Annotated in this window: 14 protein-coding genes; 8 read left to right on the top strand and 6 right to left on the bottom strand. The window is 70.0% G+C overall.

Annotation, left to right across the window (positions count from 1 at the left end):
• Positions 1–66 precede the first annotated feature (66 nt).
• A complete protein-coding gene (locus OHA21_RS05510) occupies positions 67–1,236 on the top strand; it encodes a Gfo/Idh/MocA family protein (RefSeq protein ID WP_328470816.1) in 1,170 nt (389 codons plus the stop codon).
• 11 nt (positions 1,237–1,247) lie between these two features.
• Entirely contained in the window at positions 1,248–2,246 is a 999-nt protein-coding gene (locus OHA21_RS05505) for a sugar phosphate isomerase/epimerase family protein (RefSeq protein WP_328470814.1), read from the top strand.
• Positions 2,247–2,257: 11 nt separating this feature from the next.
• On the opposite strand, the gene OHA21_RS05500 is transcribed toward OHA21_RS05505, so the two are convergent.
• Complete coding sequence (locus OHA21_RS05500; RefSeq protein WP_328470812.1) at positions 2,258–3,226, bottom strand: hypothetical protein; 969 nt, start codon at positions 3,224–3,226, stop codon at positions 2,258–2,260.
• A gap of 870 nt (positions 3,227–4,096) precedes the next feature.
• Here OHA21_RS05500 and OHA21_RS05495 point away from each other — a divergent pair.
• Positions 4,097–4,891 carry an endonuclease/exonuclease/phosphatase family protein gene (locus tag OHA21_RS05495; protein ID WP_328470810.1) on the top strand — a complete coding sequence of 265 codons (795 nt, stop codon included), beginning with the start codon at positions 4,097–4,099 and terminating at the stop codon, positions 4,889–4,891.
• A gap of 153 nt (positions 4,892–5,044) precedes the next feature.
• Here the strand turns inward: OHA21_RS05495 and OHA21_RS05490 are convergent, their stop codons facing one another.
• The gene (locus OHA21_RS05490; protein WP_328470808.1) at positions 5,045–5,263 is read right to left on the bottom strand and encodes a hypothetical protein; all 219 of its coding nucleotides are present in this window, start codon (positions 5,261–5,263) and stop codon (positions 5,045–5,047) included.
• A gap of 322 nt (positions 5,264–5,585) precedes the next feature.
• On the opposite strand from OHA21_RS05490, the gene OHA21_RS05485 reads away from it, so the two are divergent.
• Together OHA21_RS05485 and OHA21_RS05480 are read left to right on the top strand one after the other, a co-directional pair.
• Positions 5,586–9,263 carry an nSTAND1 domain-containing NTPase gene (locus OHA21_RS05485; protein WP_328470806.1) on the top strand — a complete coding sequence of 1,226 codons (3,678 nt, stop codon included), beginning with the start codon at positions 5,586–5,588 and terminating at the stop codon, positions 9,261–9,263.
• An 82-nt stretch (positions 9,264–9,345) separates the two neighbouring features.
• Positions 9,346–10,722, top strand: coding sequence for a cellulase family glycosylhydrolase (locus OHA21_RS05480; protein ID WP_328470804.1), 1,377 nt, complete (start codon positions 9,346–9,348; stop codon positions 10,720–10,722).
• A 48-nt stretch (positions 10,723–10,770) separates the two neighbouring features.
• Here OHA21_RS05480 and OHA21_RS05475 read toward each other — a convergent pair whose 3' ends face one another.
• A complete protein-coding gene (locus tag OHA21_RS05475; protein ID WP_328470802.1) occupies positions 10,771–12,426 on the bottom strand; it encodes a methyl-accepting chemotaxis protein in 1,656 nt (551 codons plus the stop codon).
• Positions 12,427–12,774: 348 nt separating this feature from the next.
• On the opposite strand from OHA21_RS05475, the gene OHA21_RS05470 reads away from it, so the two are divergent.
• The gene (locus tag OHA21_RS05470) at positions 12,775–13,143 is read left to right on the top strand and encodes a YciI family protein (protein WP_328470800.1); all 369 of its coding nucleotides are present in this window, start codon (positions 12,775–12,777) and stop codon (positions 13,141–13,143) included.
• 10 nt (positions 13,144–13,153) lie between these two features.
• On the opposite strand, the gene OHA21_RS05465 is transcribed toward OHA21_RS05470, so the two are convergent.
• Together OHA21_RS05465 and OHA21_RS05460 are read right to left on the bottom strand one after the other, a co-directional pair.
• Positions 13,154–13,924 (bottom strand): helix-turn-helix domain-containing protein, encoded by a 771-nt coding sequence (locus OHA21_RS05465; RefSeq protein WP_328470798.1) that lies wholly within the window; start codon positions 13,922–13,924, stop codon positions 13,154–13,156.
• A 4-nt stretch (positions 13,925–13,928) separates the two neighbouring features.
• Positions 13,929–14,474: a carboxymuconolactone decarboxylase family protein gene (locus tag OHA21_RS05460; RefSeq protein ID WP_328470796.1), complete on the bottom strand. Its 546-nt coding sequence runs from the start codon at positions 14,472–14,474 to the stop codon at positions 13,929–13,931.
• Between the two features lie 61 nt (positions 14,475–14,535).
• On the opposite strand from OHA21_RS05460, the gene OHA21_RS05455 reads away from it, so the two are divergent.
• Positions 14,536–15,198: a GNAT family N-acetyltransferase gene (locus OHA21_RS05455; protein WP_328470794.1), complete on the top strand. Its 663-nt coding sequence runs from the start codon at positions 14,536–14,538 to the stop codon at positions 15,196–15,198.
• A gap of 221 nt (positions 15,199–15,419) precedes the next feature.
• Positions 15,420–16,211, top strand: coding sequence for an alpha/beta hydrolase (locus tag OHA21_RS05450; protein WP_328470792.1), 792 nt, complete (start codon positions 15,420–15,422; stop codon positions 16,209–16,211).
• A gap of 74 nt (positions 16,212–16,285) precedes the next feature.
• On the opposite strand, the gene OHA21_RS05445 is transcribed toward OHA21_RS05450, so the two are convergent.
• The gene (locus OHA21_RS05445) at positions 16,286–16,879 is read right to left on the bottom strand and encodes a hypothetical protein (protein WP_328470790.1); all 594 of its coding nucleotides are present in this window, start codon (positions 16,877–16,879) and stop codon (positions 16,286–16,288) included.
• Between the last annotated feature and the right edge of the window lie 161 nt (positions 16,880–17,040).

Below are 17,040 nucleotides of genomic sequence, written 5' to 3'. Positions count from 1 at the left end.
GACACAGCTCGTGATCGACATTGAGAGTACAGGGGTCCTAAAGCGTTTTAAAGCCAGGAGCCCACGATGACACACCCCTCCCCCGGCGTCGCCGTGATCGGAGCCGGCATGGTCGGCCGGGCCCACGCGAATGCGTACCGGAATGCCGCCACCGTCTTCGATCTGGACCGTCCGCCGCCGCGCCTGGTGGCGATCGTGGACGTGTACGAGCCGTTCGCCGCCGACGCCGCCCGGCGTTACGGCTTCGAGCGCGCCCTCACCGACTGGCGCGCCGCGATCGACTCCCCCGACATCGACGCCGTCAGCGTCGCCGTCGCCAACAACCTGCACCGCGAGATCACCGAGGCCGCCCTGGCCGCCGGCAAACACGTCCTCTGCGAGAAACCGCTCGCCCCCACGGTCGCCGACGCCCAGGCCATGGTCGACGCCGCCGCGGCCGCGTCCGGGCAGGTCGACGCGGTCGGTTTCACCTTCCGCCGCTCCCCGGCGATCAACGCGATCCGCCGCGAGGTCGAGCAGCGGCTCGGCCCGGTCCGGCACTTCGTCGGCAACTACTGGTGCGACTACGGGCACGACCCGCAGCGCCCGATGAGCTGGCGCTACCAGGGCGCCCCCGGCTCCGGCGTGCTCGCCGACATCGGCAGCCACATGGTCGACCTGGCCGAGTTCTTCTGCGGCCCGACCAGCGCCGTGCAGGGCACCATGATGGCCACCCTGGTCAAAGACCGGCCCAGACCGCTCGGCGTCGCCGTCGGGCACGCCGGCGGGGTGCAGCTCAGCGACGAGCGCGTCCCGGTGGAGAACGAGGACGTCTGCACCTTCACCACCAGCTACGACAGCGGCGCGGTCGGCACCTTCTCGCTGTCGCGGGTCGCCTACGGGCACGCCAACACGCTGCGCATCGACCTGTTCTGCGAGAACGGCTCCGCCTCGTTCGACCTGACCCGCCCGGCCGAGTTCACCATCGTCGACGGCGCGCCCGCCGCCGTGGTCAACGGCCCCCGCCAGGTCTTCATCGGCCCCTGGCACCCCTATGTGGCGCAGGGCCTGCCGATGGACTTTCCCACCGTCGGCCACGGGCAGAACGACTTCTTCGTCTACCAGGCCCGTGCGTTCCTCGACCAGATCGCCGGCGTGACTGCCCTGCCGCCCTGTCCGACCATGGCCCACGGCCTGCACAACCTGCGCGTCCTCGAGGCCGTCGTCGCGGCCGTCGACAAGCCCAGCCACCTCTGAGGAGTTCCCCGATGCGACTCGGCGCCTACACCGCCTGCCTGCACGACCGTCCCCTCGACGAAGCCCTGAAGATCCTCGGCGAACTCGGCCTGACCAGCGCCGAGATCAACGCCGGCGGCTTCGTCGGCACCCCGCACCTGCCGATCGGCGACCTGCTCGCCAGCGCCGGCGCCCGCGAGGACTACCTGGGCCGCTTCACCCAGGCCGGCGTCGCCCTGACCGGCCTTAACGTCAACGGCAACCCGCTCAACCCGGACCCGCTTGTCGGCCCGAAACACGCCGACGACCTGCACCAGGCCATCGACGTCGCCGCCGCCCTCGGCGTCAGACGGGTCGTCGCCATGTCCGGCCTGCCCGGCGGCCATCCCGGCGCCACCGCCGCCAACTGGATCGTCAACCCCTGGGACAGTCAATATCTGGACGTGCTCGACTACCAGTGGCAGCTCGCCGTCGACTTCTGGAAGGACATCCAGGCCCGCGCCGCCACCGCCGACGTCAAGGTGTGCATCGAGATGCACCCGCACAACCTGGTGTTCAACCCACCCACCCTGCAACGCCTCGTCGAGCAGACCAATGCCACCCACGTCGGCGCCGAGATGGACCCCAGCCACCTGTTCTGGCAGGGCATCGACCCGGTCGCCGCGATCGAGCACCTGGGCTCGCTGGTCTTCCACGCCGCCGCCAAGGACACCCGCATCAACGCGGACAACGTGCGGCTCTACGGGGTCCTGGACGACCGTTTCTCGCGTACGCCGTCCGACCGCAACCCGCTCAACATCGGCGGCAACAACACTCTCAACCAGTGGCCGGCCGACGCCGCCTGGCAGTTCGTCGCCGTCGGCCGCGGCCACGGCGAGGAGTTCTGGGTCCCGTTCCTGCAGGCCCTGCACGCCGTCAACCCGGACATGGCGGTCAACATCGAGCACGAGGACACCGAGCTCGACCAGATCGAGGGCCTGCGCCAGGCCGCCCAGAACCTGATCGCCGCCGGCCAGAAAGCCGGCATCTGAAACGCAGGCGATCAGCGGCCGGCAACCAGGCGTTCGACCAGGAGGGTGCTCACCTGGGCGGTGGCGCGCACGTCGTACTTGTCTTCGGCGGCGGACCAACCGGAATCCCGCAGGGCCGTGCCGGCCTTGACGCCGCGCCTGGCCTTGCCGTTGATGGTGGCCAGGCCGGCGCCCTTGCCCAAGCGGACCCGGACCGGGACGCCCGCGTCGGTGCGCACGGTCAGCTCGCCCACCGAGCCGGAGATCGTAAACGGCACCGCGCCCTTGGGCTTTGCCAACTGCAGCACCCCGCGGGACACGCCTGCGGTCAGTTCGAGGCCCACGAGACCGCCGGCCCGCGAGTCCACGTCGAGCTCGGTCGCGCCGCCGGTGAGCACGAGCGTCCAGGCCACCTTGGCGTTGAGCACCACGTCAGCGCCGACCGTGCCGGTCAGCCCCGGGGTCAGGGTGAGCAGCGAGCCGTTGCCGGTGTCGGCCAGTTGGGGCACGGCGCTCTGGTCGAGCGCGGCGATCGTGAAGAGTGACTCACCCAGCTCTGCCGTGCGGATGCGCAGTGTGGTCGCCGCCCCGGCAATCTCGAGCCGGCGCTGCTGGAGCGCGCCGAGCGGGGCGGTCAGCGGCGCCGGGGGCGTCGGGATGGCGGCGGACGGCGGCGGTGCTGCGTCCCCGCCGACCTGCGCGGTCGACGCCGAACGCGACGACGCCGGCCGGTAGGCCTCTGCCTGGCCCAGCACCACCCCGATGGTCAAGGCCACGAGCACGGCCGTGAACACCAACAACCGCCAGGGCCGGCGGATCTGCTCCTCATAGATGAGCACAACCCGCCCGGCGAACCGCGGTGGCACGGTGCGCGATGCCGGCTCAGCAGGCAGCCTTGGGCCCGCAGGGCTGCCCAGCAGCCGGGAGCCGCCGGGTGGGGCGCTGACCGGCCGCGCCTCAGCCAAGCCGCTGGGCGGCAGCATCGGCGCGTTGCCGGTCAACGGAACGGTAGGGCGACCGGACGCCGGACTGCCGACCGGAACTCCGGTGGGGCGGCCGGACGCCGGACTGCCGGCCGGGACTCCGGTGGGGCGGCCGGAGGCCGGACTGCCCGCCGGGACGCCGGTAGGGCCGCCGGACGCCGGACCGCCGACCGGGACTCCGGTAGAGCCTTCCGGCGGCGCCCATGGGCCGGCCTGGAACCAGGACCCCGACCCGGCGTTCGCGCGTCGCTGATCCGACGACGCTCGGTCGAACTGGTCGGTCACCTGGCACCTCCATCCACCGGAATGCATATCCCGGCGCTACGCAGTACGGCAAGCAGCAGGTTTCGGATCGATCCATCGCCGACCGGCTTCCCTCATGCGACGAGGCCGCCCGGGTGGCGTACCCCGGGCGGCCTCGATGAACGAACGGTCAGCAGTTGGTGATGGAGTGCACGGGCCGCCAGTTCACGTCATTGGGCTGCCAGGATGGCGCGGGCGGCATGTCCCACCAGGAGCCGTTGGTGAAGAACAGCCGAGGCCGGGTGCCGTCGGTCTGCTTGTTGACCCAGGACCCGACGCTGAACCACGGTACTGGTCGACCTTCGCCTGCAGTCCCTTCGCCTCAACGGCCGACAGGCCGGCCGAGCGGGCCTGCTCCGTAAACCCCGGCGACGCCCTCGCGGCACTCTGCACACCCGCCAGGAGCAGCCCCATCGCCACCAGGCCCACCAGCACTCGCATTGCCGATCTCATCGCTTGCTCCCATCAATCCCGATCACGTCGATGAGAGTCGAACATCAACCGGTTGCACTACGACTCCAGTCCGGCTTCACCCCGGCGAGCCCCTTGCGATCCGCGACGCGCTTGGCGAATAGATTCGGGCGTGTGCGCATTGTGAGCCTCAACGCCTGGGGCGGAGCCCTGGCCGACGACCTCCTCAACTGGCTGCCGAACTGCGAGGCGGACGTCCTGTGCCTGCAAGAGGTGACGCGAACTGCGGGCCTCACCGGCTGGACGCATTTCACCGACGGAGAACGAAGCCTGCCGCAGCGGGCCGCCCTGTTCGACGACGCCCGCACCGCGTTGCCCCGGCATCAGGCGATCTTCGTGTCCAGCGATTCCGGCCCGGTGCGCGACGACACGGGCCGCACCTTCCGCCAGGACTTCGGCTTGGCAACCCTGGTCGGGGAGGATCTGCCGGTCGTCGGCGTCGACTCCGCGTTCGTGCACGGCCAGTTCACCGATCACATCGCATGGGCGGCGGGTGACCGTCCCCGGGTCGCCCTCGCGGTGCAGACAGTCGACCGCGCCGCCGGCCGTGCGGTGTGGGTCGTACAGATGCATGGCCTGCGCGACCCCTCCGGCAAGGCCGACACGCCGGCCCGCCGCGGCCAGGCCGAACGGCTCGCCGAGCTCGTGCAGCGCATCCGCAGGCCCCATGACCTGGTCGTGGTCTGCGGCGACTTCAACCTGCTGCCCGGCAGCGAGACGTTCGGCATCCTGGCCGAAGCCGGCCTCACCGACCTGGTCGGCGCCGCCGACACCCGGACCTCGCACTATCGAAAGGCCGTGAGGCACGCCAGCTACATGCTCATCTCGGACACGGCCGCCGTCAAACACATCGAAGTCCTGGCCGAACCAGAGGTCTCGGACCACCGCGCGCTGGTTCTGGACATCTAGAAAATCTTCAAAGCAGCGGCGCTCCGCAGAACCCGTTGAAGTCGCAAACCCGGTGGCCTCACCGTGTCGCTGCGGCACTCAGCGCGACACTGACGATGACGTTGTAGCGAATCCCTTCCTGGCCGCTGCAGTACGCACTGCCGCCGCGCCGGGTCAGCAGTGGCGGTTCGCCCCGTTCTGCTCCAGGTAGAGATCCGACATCCAGCCCACCGGCTCGCCCCAAGCGGCAACGCTCACGAAAGACCAGGTGTTCGACGACTGGTTACCTCTGGTGACGTTGTCACCGCTCGTCCAGCACCACGGCGTCATGTACGTCCCACTGAAGTAGCTGACCGGGTCGCATCCGATGTGCGGACCCGTGCGCATGGTCACCGAGGTGCCTGTCACCCGTAGAGGCCCGTTGGTTGCGAGCGGGCTGTGGCCGTGGGAACAGCTGGCGGCTGCGGGTGCTGCCGGACCCGCCGCCACTCCTCCTGCGGCGGCGATCAGGGTGGTTATCGAGATCAATGAGATCCGGGTCCGTAACGTCGATCTTCGGTTCACCGCGGGGCCTCCTCAGGTCCGTCCGGCTGACGAGATCTCTGTCTAGTGCCGCAACGGTTGTCTGGCCCCCGCGCCCGGCGGTCAGACAAACAACACTGGACAACGCAGAGACAATTGACGATGGATGTCAGGGCGTCACGGGGAGGGTGGAGTGCCGAGACCGGAGCGGCCCCTGGACGGGCTGGACAGCCCGGTCGAGCAACTGGCGGCCGGGCTGCGGCAGTTGCGGGAGAAGGCCGGCAAGCCGGGTTACCGGCAGATGGCCGCGCGGGCGAACTATTCGGTGGCGACGTTGTCGGCGGCGGCGTCGGGGCGGCGGTTGCCGACGCTGGAGGTGACCCTTGCGTACGTTGCTGCGTGCGACGGTGATCTCGTCGAGTGGGAGCGGCGTTGGCGGGAGGCGGAACGGCTGAGCGTGGCGCCCGCCGAGGACCCGGCTGCGGCGAACGGGTACGGGCGGTCGCCGTATCCGGGGCTGGCGATGTTCCAGCCGGAGGACGCGCAGCTGTTCTTCGGCCGCACCACGCTGGTGGACGACCTGGTACGCCGACTGCAGCAGAAGCGTTTCCTGGCGGTGTTCGGGCCGTCGGGTACCGGTAAGTCGTCGCTGGTCCGGGCGGGGCTGGTCCCGGCGGTCGCGGGGCCGGCGGTGGTGTTGACACCGGGTGCGCACCCGATCGAAGAGCTGGCGGTACATCTCGCGCGGCATGCCGGTGTGTCGGCCGCCGGGCTGCCGGAGGAGCTGCGTAAGGACCCGGCGCAGGCGAATCTGCTGGTGCGGCAGGGCCTGTGCGGCGTACCCGAAGATCTTTTGTTGGTGGTGGATCAGTTCGAGGAGACCTTCGCGACCTGCGCCGATCCGGCCGAGCGGGCGGATTTCGTCGCGGCGTTGCTGGCGATGTGCCGCGGGCCGGACAGCCGGGCGCGGGTGGTGCTGGCGGTGCGCGCCGACCACTACGCCCGGTTCACCGAGCACCCCGAGCTGCTGACCGTGCTGGCGGACGCGCAGATGCTGATCGGCGGGATGAGCCCGGCGGAGCTGCGCGAGGCGGTGACCAGGCCGGCCGAGCAGTACGGGGCCCGGGTGGAGGGGGCGCTGGTGGCCACGATCGTGGCCGAGGTGGCCGACTCCCCGGGCGCGCTGCCACTGGCGGCGCACGCGCTGCGCGAGGCGTGGCGCCGCCGCCAGGGCGCGATGGTCACCCTGGCCGGATACCAGGCCGCGGGGGGTGTGGCCGGGGCGGTGGCCCACACCGCGGAACAGACGTATGAGCGGCTGCCCGAGCCCGAACGGCTCGTCGCCCAGCGACTGCTGCTGCGGATGGTTGACGTCGGGACCGACGGGTTGATCACCCGACGGCGGCTGAGCCGCGCTGAAATGGGAACGATCGAGTCGGCGACGGCGGTGATCGACGCGTTCACCGCCGCGCGGCTGGTCAGCACCGACCGTGACACCGTGGAGATCGCGCATGAGGCGCTGATCCGGGCGTGGCCGCGGCTGCGTGGCTGGGTGGAGGAGAGCCGGGCCGGCCTGCGGCTGCACCGCCAACTCACCGAGGCGGCCGCCGCCTGGGAGTCGCTGGGCCGCGACGAGGGCGCGTTGTACCGAGGACTTCGGCTGTCCAGCACCGTGGAGGCGGTGGACGCCGGAGTCATCGCCCTGAGCGCAGCGGAACGGGATTTCCTGGAAGCCGGCCGCGCGTTACGCGACGGTAAGGCGCGGCTACGTCAGCGTCGTACCCGCTGGGTTTTCGCCGGACTCGCCGCGGTCATGGCTGTCGTCTGCGTGCTCGCAACCGGCGCGGTCGTTTCCGCGCGGCGCGCCGCGGCCGAGCGGGACCGGGCCGTGGCCCGGGAGCTGGCGGCGGGCGCGCGGGCCGAACGGATGACCGATCCTGAGCTGGCGCTGCTGCTCGCATCGCAGGCGTACCGTATTCATCCGGATTCGCAGACCGAGTCGGTGCTGCGCCAGGCCACGGCCGACGCACGCTCGACGTTCACGATGGATGCGCACGACGCGGAGGTCTATTCGGTCGCCGTCAGCGGTTCCCGGGTGGCCAGCGCGGACACCGACGGCATGGTCCGGGTGTGGGACCTCCAGGGCCGGACGCCACCGGTCACCGCGCCCGTGCGAGGCACCTTCGTCGACCTCGGCCCGGACGGTGAGCTGGCGATCGCCAGTTCGGACCGGAAAGGCTCGGGCAATCAGATCGTCCTGTGGCGCCCCGAGGACCCGGACGGTCCTCGACTGCTGAACCCGGTCCTGCCGGCCGGTGTGGGCGACGTGGCCTACAGCCCGGACGGCCGCTGGGTCGCGGCGATCGGCAACGACTCGATGGTGCACGTCTGGGACACCACCCGAGGCGGTTCACCGAGATCAATGCCCTACACGGGGTGCTCCGGCAACGTCGCCTTCGGCCCGGACGGGCTGCTGGCGGCTGCCGCAGATGACGGCACCATCAGGATCTGGGACCTCGACAGTACGGCCGCGCCAGTCATCATTCGTCAGCCGGCGGGAATCCTGCCCACCTCGGTGGCAGTCAGCCCGGACGGGCGCCGGGTCGCCGCCGGCGGATTCGAGGGTGTCCGAGTGTGGTCCACTGACGGGCGCACCGGACCGGAGCTCTACCGCGGCCAGGAGTTCCAGTACGCCAGCGTGGCGTTCAGCCCGGACGGACGCCGCATCGCCGCCGGAACGGAGCGGACCGTGCGGGTCTGGGACGTCTCCGACAACACCCGCGGACTCGCGCTGCGCGGTCACCGCGGCGCCGTGTGGGACCTGGCGTTCAGCCCGGACAGCCGCCGGCTCCTGTCCGGCAGCGACGACTCCACCGTACGGGTGTGGGACACCGCCGCCACCAACCGCACGACGGTCGAGCTACCCCCGCCGTCGCAGGGCATAGCGGCTCAGCTCAGCGGCGACGGCACCGTCGCGGCGGCGTCCTCGGCGTCCGGCGTGCTCTCGATCTTTCCCACCCGTACGCCGCAGAACGCGACGACGCTGCGCGACGTTTCGAAGGACTTCCGGTTCCTCACCGTCAGCGGAGGCGGGCACGGCGTCGCGGCGACGAGCGTCGACAGTGAGGAGATCCGCTGGTGGCAGACCGCGGCAGGAACTGAACCGGCGACTCTCGAATGCGGGCGCCGGCTCGCCATGTTCACCACCAACCAAGCTGTCTTGAGCGACGACGGACACGTGCTCGCCGTCGACTGCGGCGACCTCCAGATCCGCGTGTGGCGGGCCGGCGATCGGCAGGTGGTGAGCCGGGCCGCCGGCTCGGGCCCGATCGCGATCAACCATGACGGAACCCTCATGGCGATGCTGCAGCAATCGCAGGAGTTGGTGCTGTGGGATCCGGAGACCGGGCGGACGGTGCGGACGTTGCAGGGCCACAGCGGGCATCCCGACCAGATCCGGTTCAGCCGGGACGGTCGGCGGCTGGCCGTCGCGGGCGACGACGGGGCGATCCGGGTCTGGGCCATCGACCGCGACGAGGACCCGGTCGTGCTCACCGGCACCGTGGGGACCATCTCGGCGATGAGCTTCAGCCCGGACGGCAAACTGATCGCCGGCGTCAGCACCGACGACGTCGTACGCCTGTGGAACACCGACGGCAACGGCGAGGTCCTGACCTTCGATCATCCCGCTGACGCCCGGCAGATCGCCTTCAGCGCCGACGGCCTGCAGCTCATCACACTGCACGGGACGACTGTCCACTTCACTCCGTGCGAGGTGTGCCGACCGATCGACGAGGTGCTCGCGCTGGCCCGGCAGCGGACCACACGGGACTTCACTCCGCAGGAACGCGCGAAGTACCTACGGGATTGATTCGATCGCCCCGTGCGGTGGACAGGACTGTTAACTGCCTTAATAATTAGGCCCCCGTCAATATCTGCGGAGGGCTTTCCCCATGCGCCGCACCCGTTCCCTCATCCTGTCCGTCGCCGCCGCGGTCGTCGCCGCCGGTCTGGCCCTCTACGCCGTCTCCCCCGCCTCGGCCGCGACTCCCAGCGCCACCTTCGCGAAGGTGTCCGACTGGGGGTCCGGCTGGCAGGGCGAGTACACGATCACCAACGGCGGCACGTCCGCCCTGACCTCGTGGCGGGTCGAGTTCGACCTGCCGGCCGGCACCTCGCTCGGCTCCTACTGGGACGCGCTGGTCAGCGTCTCCGGGCAGCACGTCACCGCCACGAACCGGTCCTGGAACGGCACCGTGGCGCCCGGCGCCTCGGTCAAGTTCGGCTTCCTCGGCTCCGGGCCCGGCACTCCCACCGGGTGCAAGCTGAACGGCGTGTCCTGCACCGGAACCACCACCCCGACGACCTCACCGGCAACCTCGCCGCCTCCGGTGGGCACTACGCCGGCCGCCAAGAACGGGCAGCTCAAGGTCTGCGGCCGGCAGCTGTGCAACGCGCAGGGCAAGGCGATCCAGTTGCGCGGCATGAGCACGCACGGCCTGCAGTGGTACGCCAACTGCGTCACCGACAGCTCCCTGGACGTGCTCGCCAAGGAGTGGAACGCCGACGTCCTGCGGATCTCGATGTACATCCAGGAGGGCGGCTACGAGACCGACCCGGCCGGATTCACCGCCAAGGTCAACGACCTGATCGAGAAGGCCACCGCCCGCGGCCTCTACGCGATCGTCGACTGGCACATGCTCTCGCCCGGTGACCCCAACTTCAACCTGGCCCGCGCCAAGACGTTCTTCCAGCAGATCGCGGCAAAACACAAGAACAAGACCAACATTCTGTACGAGATCGCGAACGAGCCCAGCGACGTCCACTGGTCGTCGATCAAGTCGTACGCCGACCAGATCATCCCGGTGATCCGTGCCGAGGACGCGGACGGTGTGGTGCTGGTCGGCACCGAGGACTGGTCCTCGCTGGGCGCCTCCGGCGACGGTCAGGGCGTCGCGCGCATCCTGGCCAGCCCGGTGAACGCCACCAACATCATGTACACGTTCCACTTCTACGCCGCCTCGCACGACGACTACTACCTGAACACCTTCCGCGACGCCATCGCAAAGCTGCCGATGTTCGTCACCGAGTTCGGCACGCAGCAGGCCTCCGGCGACGGCGGCAACAACTTCACGCAGGCCCAGAAGTACCTGGACCTGATGGCCCAGAACAAGGTCAGCTGGGTCAACTGGAACTACTCCGACGACATGCGCACCGGCGCCGTCTTCACCCAGGGCACCTGCAACGCCGGCGCCTACTCCGGCACGGGCCGCCTGAAGGAGGCCGGCGCCTGGATCCGCGACCGTATCCGTACCCCTGACGATTTCTGATTCTCTCGGGCCGGCCACGCCACCCGGCGTGGCCGGCCCGGCCGGCGTTCAGCGTGCCAGCTGGTAGTCGCTGACCAGTTCGTGCAGCCGGGCCGCCATGGTGGCCAGGTCGTCGCAGGCCCGCTGGGTCACGTTGGCGGCGGACTGTGCCTGCTCGCTGGCAGTTCGCACGTCGGCGGTGTTGCCGGCGATCTGCTGTGCGCCGCCCGCGGCCTGGTTGAGGCTGCGGCTGATCTCCGAGGTGGTCGCGGTCTGCTCCTCGACGGCGGAGGCGATCGTGTTCTGCGAGTCGCTGATGCGGTCGATGATCGCGCTGATCTCACTGATCGCCGTCACGACCGCGGCGGTGTCGGCCTGGATGGTGTCCATCCGGCTGGTGATGTCACCGGTGGCGCGGGCGGTCTCCTGGGCGAGGTCCTTGACCTCGCTGGCCACCACCGCGAAGCCCTTGCCCAGTTCACCGGCGCGCGCCGCCTCGATGGTGGCGTTGAGCGCGAGCAGGTTGGTCTGCTCGGCGATCCCGTTGATCAGGCTGACCACGCCGCTGATCTCGGCGGAACTCTCCCCCAGCCGGGCCACGGTGTTGCGGGTCGACTCGGCCACCTGCACGGCGGAGGTCGCGACCTGTGCCGCGTTGGCGGCGTTCTGGGAGATCTCGGTGATCGAGGCGGACATCTCCTCGACACCGGCCGACACGGTCGCCACGTTGTAGGAGACCTCGTCGGCCACGGTGGAGACATTGCCGGTGCGGTCGGAGGCCGTGGCGGTCGACGACAGCAGGTCGGAACTGAGCCCGGTCAGCTGCTGCGCCGAGGCGTGCACCTCGTCGGCGCTGGCGCAGACCGCCGTCACCAGCTGCCGGACCTGGTCGAACTGGCTGTTGAAGCCGTCCGCCAGCTCCCGCAGCTCGGTGGTGCCCTCGGGCCGCAGGACGAAGTCGAGGTTCTTCGGGTCCCGATGACGCAGCACGGTCGCGTACCGAACGATGATGCGGCCCATCAGCCGGTGGATCAGCACGAGCGCCGCGGTGATGCCGGCCGCGACCAGCACGGCCAGGACGACCAGCGTGGTCATCAGCCGGCGCGTGGTCGACTCCGCCTCGGCGACCTGCTCCTGAGCGGCACGCTGCAGTTGCTCCTGGAACTGCCCGACCGGCGCGGTGATCAGCGCCTTGTCCTTGGCGTACTGCTCGTCGGACATGATCTGCGCGGCCCGGGCCATCTTGCGCGAGTCGCTCAGCGCCGCGTCGGCCGCGCTGAGCTGGAAGTCGGCGACCGGGGCCGGCATCTGCGCGGGCGCGGTGTCGTCCGCCTCCAGCACCAGGCGCATCGCCCGGGTCTCGGTGTTGATCAGCGCATCCGAGTTCGTCTTCGCCGTCTCCAGCAGGTCGAACAGGGCGTCCGGGGCGCCCAGGCTCTCCAGTTCGGCGATCACCCGGTCCCGGGTCTTGGTCTCGTCGATCTCTTTCCAGTACGCATCCAGGTGGCCCTTGTCCCCGGTGACCGCGTACATCCGGGCCTCATTGGTCAACAGGTCCGACGCTGCGCCCAGGTCGATGGCGAGCTGCTTGTACTGGCCCTGCCGCTCGTACGCCACCCGCTCGTCGGTGATGGCCTGCCCGAGAGTCAGAGCGGTGTAGCCCAGCAGGACGGCGAGCACGGCGAGCATCACCGCGGTGCCCCAGGTCAGGGTCGCTTGCTTCACCGATCGCCCGGTACGTTGCTCCACGACAGCTCGACCTCCCCGTACCGGAGATTACGATCCGCTGTCCGCGGCAGTGCCGAATCGCGGATACCGAACCGGGGCCACTGCCGACCAACTATCGTGCGGCCGGTTGAGCGCCCGGCATGCCAGGCCGGTGACGAGCACCGCCGCGACCAACAGGTTGAGCATCGCGAAGACGGCTTGCCGGCCACCATCGACCGGCGGCCAACCGGTGGAGTCCACGGTCGCCCGAAAAATTCTTGTGACATAGCGTCGGATCCGGGATGGGCCGTTCGTAGAGCACGTGAGGGCGGCTGGACGAGGCCGCCGGGACAAGGGAGTCGATGGATGAAGCGGTACCTGATCTCGTTCAACGACGGCGCGATGGACCACATCCCCGCCGAGGAGATGCCGGACGTGGGCAAGGCCGCGCACGCGGTGATGCAGGACGCGGTGAACGCCGGGGTGTTCGTGTTCGGCACCGGACTCGAACGGCAGCGGGCGAGCATCGTGGGCACGGACGGGCTGGTCACCGACGGACCGTACCCGGAGACCAAAGAGGTCATCGGCGGGTTCGTGGTCCTCGACGTGGCCACCCGCGAGGAAGCGGAGACCTGGGCCGGCCGGATCGCGGAATCATGCCGGTGCGCGCAGGAGGTTCGGGAGCTGATGCCCGATCCCGAACTCGACGAGATGCTTCGCCGGGCGTGCGGCTGATGCGGACGCGTCAGCGCATCCGTTCGCCGGCCGGGAAGAAACACTCGATCCGCAGCTCCTGCAAGGTCACGTCCTGCGGCGTGCCGAGCGTGGTCACGGTGGAGAAGTAGTCGAACTGCCGGCCGTCCCGGGCGAAACGCACCGGCACGATCGGCAGTTGCGGTGCCAGTGGGTCGGTTTTGGCAACCGAGAGGGGTACGCCCGGATAGGCGAGAACCTCGGCGAGGATGCGCTGGGCGCGCTCGTCGGTCACCCCGCCGAGGGCCTCCCGGCGTACCCGTCGCACCAGCGCCTGAGCCACCTCGGGCCAGTTCGTGACGTGTGGGCGTACCCCATCGGGGTGAAACATCAGCCGAAGCACATTGGCCGGACCACTGATGGGCTGGTGACCGGCGAGCAGGAAGCCGAAGAACCGTTCGGCGGCCGTGTTGGTGGTCCGGATGGTCCAGTCGCGGTCCATCACCACGGCCGGGTACGGCTCCTGCTGCGCCAGGATCGCGTCGATCGCCACCTGCACGGCGGCGAGCGCGGGGGCGTCGAGAGCCGACTCCTCGTACTGGGGAGCGAAGCCGGCGGCGAGCAGCAGGGTGTTGCGTTCGCGCAGCGGCACGTCGAGGACCTCGGCGAGGCGCAACACCATGGTCCGGCTGGGCCGGGCCCGGCCGGTCTCGATGAAACACAGATGCCGGATCGACACGGCGGCCTCGGCGGCGAGTCCCAGCTGGCTCAGCCGCCGAGCCTTGCGCCACCGCTGCAGCAGGGCGCCGACGTCACCGCTCATCCGGTCAGTATCCGTCGTTCCAGGCCTGCGCCCGGAACGGCGGATCCAGCGGCGGATCGGCGACGTTGCCGGTGTAGTTGGCCATCGTGGAGATCGCCAGGCCGGTGATCACGTCGAGGAGCTGTACCTCGTCGAAGCCGCCGGCCGTGAATGTCTTGACGTCGCCTTCGTCGAGGTGGCCGCGCTTGTCGATGAGCGCCCGGGTCGTCGCGGACAGGGCGGCGAGCCGCGGATCGTCGGGGAGCTCACGGCGGCGAATCGCTTCGACCGCGTCTGCGGGGGCGCCGTGAGCAAGCGCGACCGTGGAGTGGAAGGCCACCGCCCAGGCGCAGCGGTTGGTGACCGCGTTGGACAGCAGCAGCACCTGCCGTTCGGCGTCGGTGAAGCGGGTGCCGCCGAACTGGCCGAACGCGGCAACGAAGGTGCTGATCAGCGAGGGGGCGTTGGCCATCGTGGCGGCCAGATTCGGTACGAGGCCGAGCGCTCCCCGCAGCGCCGCCAGGGCTGGCCGGGAACCCTCTGGGGCCGTGTCGATCGGGTATGTCGTCATGCCCAGTAACATTCGCCGGTCCGCCTCGCCGAACCAATTCCCTGACAGGTAAACAGTACGGGTGACTGAACTGCGCGATCTTGTCGTCCGGTGGCAGCGCGGCTGGAGTGTGGCCCGCGCGCTGCCCACCGCGGAAGATGTCGGCGGCGGGTTGCGGGTGCGATGCCTGCAGCCCGGCCGCGACGTCGAGTACGTGGCGCTCGACTCGGCGTCGCTGAGCAGGCTGGCGAAGCTCGTCGCCGCCGAGGACGCCGTCACCTGGCTGACCGTGCCGACCACCGACCCGGTGGGGACGGCCTCGGCGCTGGAGGCCGCCGGGCTTAGCCTGATCAAGCGCTCAGAGATGCTGATGACAGCCGATCTGCGCGGGCTGCCGCAGAAAGCGCCCGCCGCGCCCTACCGGTTGCGGACCGAACTCGACGCCGAGGTGGTCACGGCCACGGTGCAGGACGAGTCGGGAGAGGTGGGCGCACGCGGCACGATGGGCCTGACCGGTACGGACGCCATCGCGGACCGGATCGAAACGGTGCCCGCGCATCGCCGCAGAGGGCTGGCCAGCGCAATCATGAGCGGCTTGACCCGTGCGGCAATTCTCGAGGGCGCCGAACACGGCATTCTCATCGCCAGCGAAGAGGGTCAGCGCCTGTATTCGACGCTCGGCTGGCAGCCGGCGGCCGACGTTCTGATCGCCACGACACCCGGCAACGTTCCCGACCCTAGGTAGCCGCATGGTGCTCCTCAGCAACACCGGGGCCCCGATGTCCCGATGGAGCGCGACCTGCAGTCGTTGCACGCGGGCGTTGAAGGAACAACAGAAAGCGCGTGTGATCCCTCTCGCCAATGTGCCGCCAATGTCTGACAAAGATCCGTTCAACCCGATGAGGACATGCTTACCGGCGCTGGGGCCACTATCGGCCTGAGCATGACCCTCAGGAGGACGAGCGGATGTCCGTGCGTCTGAACCAGGTGAGCAGGCAACCGTGCGGTTCGCCGCGCGCTACGCCGGTGGTGTTCGTCCACGGCGCCTGGCACGGTGCGTGGTGCTGGGCCGAGCATTTCCTTCCATACTTTGCGCGGCACGGCTATGCGGCGCACGCCTTTGATCTGCGCGGGCACGGTCGCAGCGACGGCGCCGGTGGTCTGCGCACGCACCGGATCGCCGACTACGTCGACGACCTGGACTGCGTCGTCCGCGGTCTGGACGGCACTCCTGCGCTCGTCGGGCACTCGATGGGGGGCGTGGTCGTACAGAAGTATCTGGAGTCTCGGGCCGGGGCCGGCGCTGCCCTCCTGGCGACCTTGCCACCGTCCGGGGGCTTGCACCCCGCTGTGCGGCTGGCCCGGCGTTACCCGGTTGCCATGCTGAAGGTGGCCGCGACCCGCTCGCTGCGCCCGTTGATCGCGACGCCCCAGCAGACTCGGACGGCGTTCTTCAGCGCCGGCATCGCCGAAGCCAGGCTGATGGCGTACCACGCTCGATTGCAGGACGAGTCGTTCCGGGCGTTCCTCGACCTCATCGCGTTGGACCGGCCTGACCCGAAACGGGTGCGAGCGCCGGTACTCGTTCTCGGTGCCCACCGCGACACGATCATCAGCCGCTCGGAGGTCGAAGCCACCGCGGCGGCGTACCGAACCTCGGCGACGCTGCTGCCCACAGCGCACGACATGATGCTCGACGACGGCTGGCAGGAGGTCGCCGACCATATCCTCCGCTGGCTCGACGACCTCCCGAGGTAACGACACCGGCGCACTCATCCGGCCCGGCTCAGTGGAGGACCTGAGCGCGGCCCGCCGATCGGCAGGTCGCTGGGCTACCGGCTCGGCGGCGGTGTCAGCTCGGCGTGCCGCATCCGGAAGTCGCCGCGTGTCACCGTGCCGAATGCGGCGGTGGACAGGCACGGCCCGATCCGGGACGGGCCCCACTCACCGGCCTCGTTCTGGTCGAAGGTCGCGTCCCAGGTGAAGCCGACCCGGTCCCGGCCGCGGCCGCCGTCCTGCACGCTGAAGCCGACGCGCGTACCGAGCAGGCTTTTTGCGTAGTCGTCAGCGCGATTGACGATCGCGGTCACCGTGGCGTGCCCCGGGCTGGTCATCAGGCAGTCGACCGCCGCCTCCCAGCGAACGGTGACATTTTTGGAGGCCAGGTAGTGCGTCACGCGTACGGTGCCGGTGGCATCTGCCGGTGAGCCGTGCTCCCCGCCCTTGACCGGGATCGGCCGGCTCCACGGCACCGATCGGGCATCGAAGGCGAACGAGCGCACATCGGCGTCCGCTCCGAAGGGCAGGGCGAACTCCGCCCAGCCACTCACCCGTGCGGGCCCCTGCTCCGTCGCCCCGGCCGGCACCCCCGCCACGGCCACGAGCAGAGCCGCTGCGGCGGCTCCCCATCCCACTGCCTTGCGCATCGTCGTCTCCTTCCGGCCGCGTGGTCGCGGCTTCGTGAGCTCTACGTTCGACGACGCGGGACGCGCTTCGATCCCCTTGGAGAGGGAGATCGCCCCCTCCGGCGGGTGGGTCACTTTTCGTTGGTGACCTTGAACTGTGGCCCCGCGGGTCGCGCGATCCT

The organism is Actinoplanes sp. NBC_00393 (assembly GCF_036053395.1).
Taxonomy (GTDB): Bacteria; Actinomycetota; Actinomycetes; order Mycobacteriales; family Micromonosporaceae; genus Actinoplanes.
Note: the sequence above shows the minus strand (reverse complement) of the source record. Positions and strands in the feature narration are given on the sequence as shown.

What these genes read in the sequence shown, in the direction of transcription:
- OHA21_RS05510 (WP_328470816.1), top strand. Translation starts at nt 67, where the DNA reads ATGACACACCCCTCCCCCGGCGTCGCCGTGATCGGAGCCGGCATGGTC.
- OHA21_RS05505 (WP_328470814.1), top strand. Translation starts at nt 1,248, where the DNA reads ATGCGACTCGGCGCCTACACCGCCTGCCTGCACGACCGTCCCCTCGAC.
- OHA21_RS05480 (WP_328470804.1), top strand. Translation starts at nt 9,346, where the DNA reads ATGCGCCGCACCCGTTCCCTCATCCTGTCCGTCGCCGCCGCGGTCGTC.
- OHA21_RS05470 (WP_328470800.1), top strand. Translation starts at nt 12,775, where the DNA reads ATGAAGCGGTACCTGATCTCGTTCAACGACGGCGCGATGGACCACATC.
- OHA21_RS05465 (WP_328470798.1), bottom strand. Translation starts at nt 13,924, where the DNA reads ATGAGCGGTGACGTCGGCGCCCTGCTGCAGCGGTGGCGCAAGGCTCGG.
- OHA21_RS05460 (WP_328470796.1), bottom strand. Translation starts at nt 14,474, where the DNA reads ATGACGACATACCCGATCGACACGGCCCCAGAGGGTTCCCGGCCAGCC.
- OHA21_RS05450 (WP_328470792.1), top strand. Translation starts at nt 15,420, where the DNA reads ATGTCCGTGCGTCTGAACCAGGTGAGCAGGCAACCGTGCGGTTCGCCG.
- OHA21_RS05445 (WP_328470790.1), bottom strand. Translation starts at nt 16,879, where the DNA reads ATGCGCAAGGCAGTGGGATGGGGAGCCGCCGCAGCGGCTCTGCTCGTG.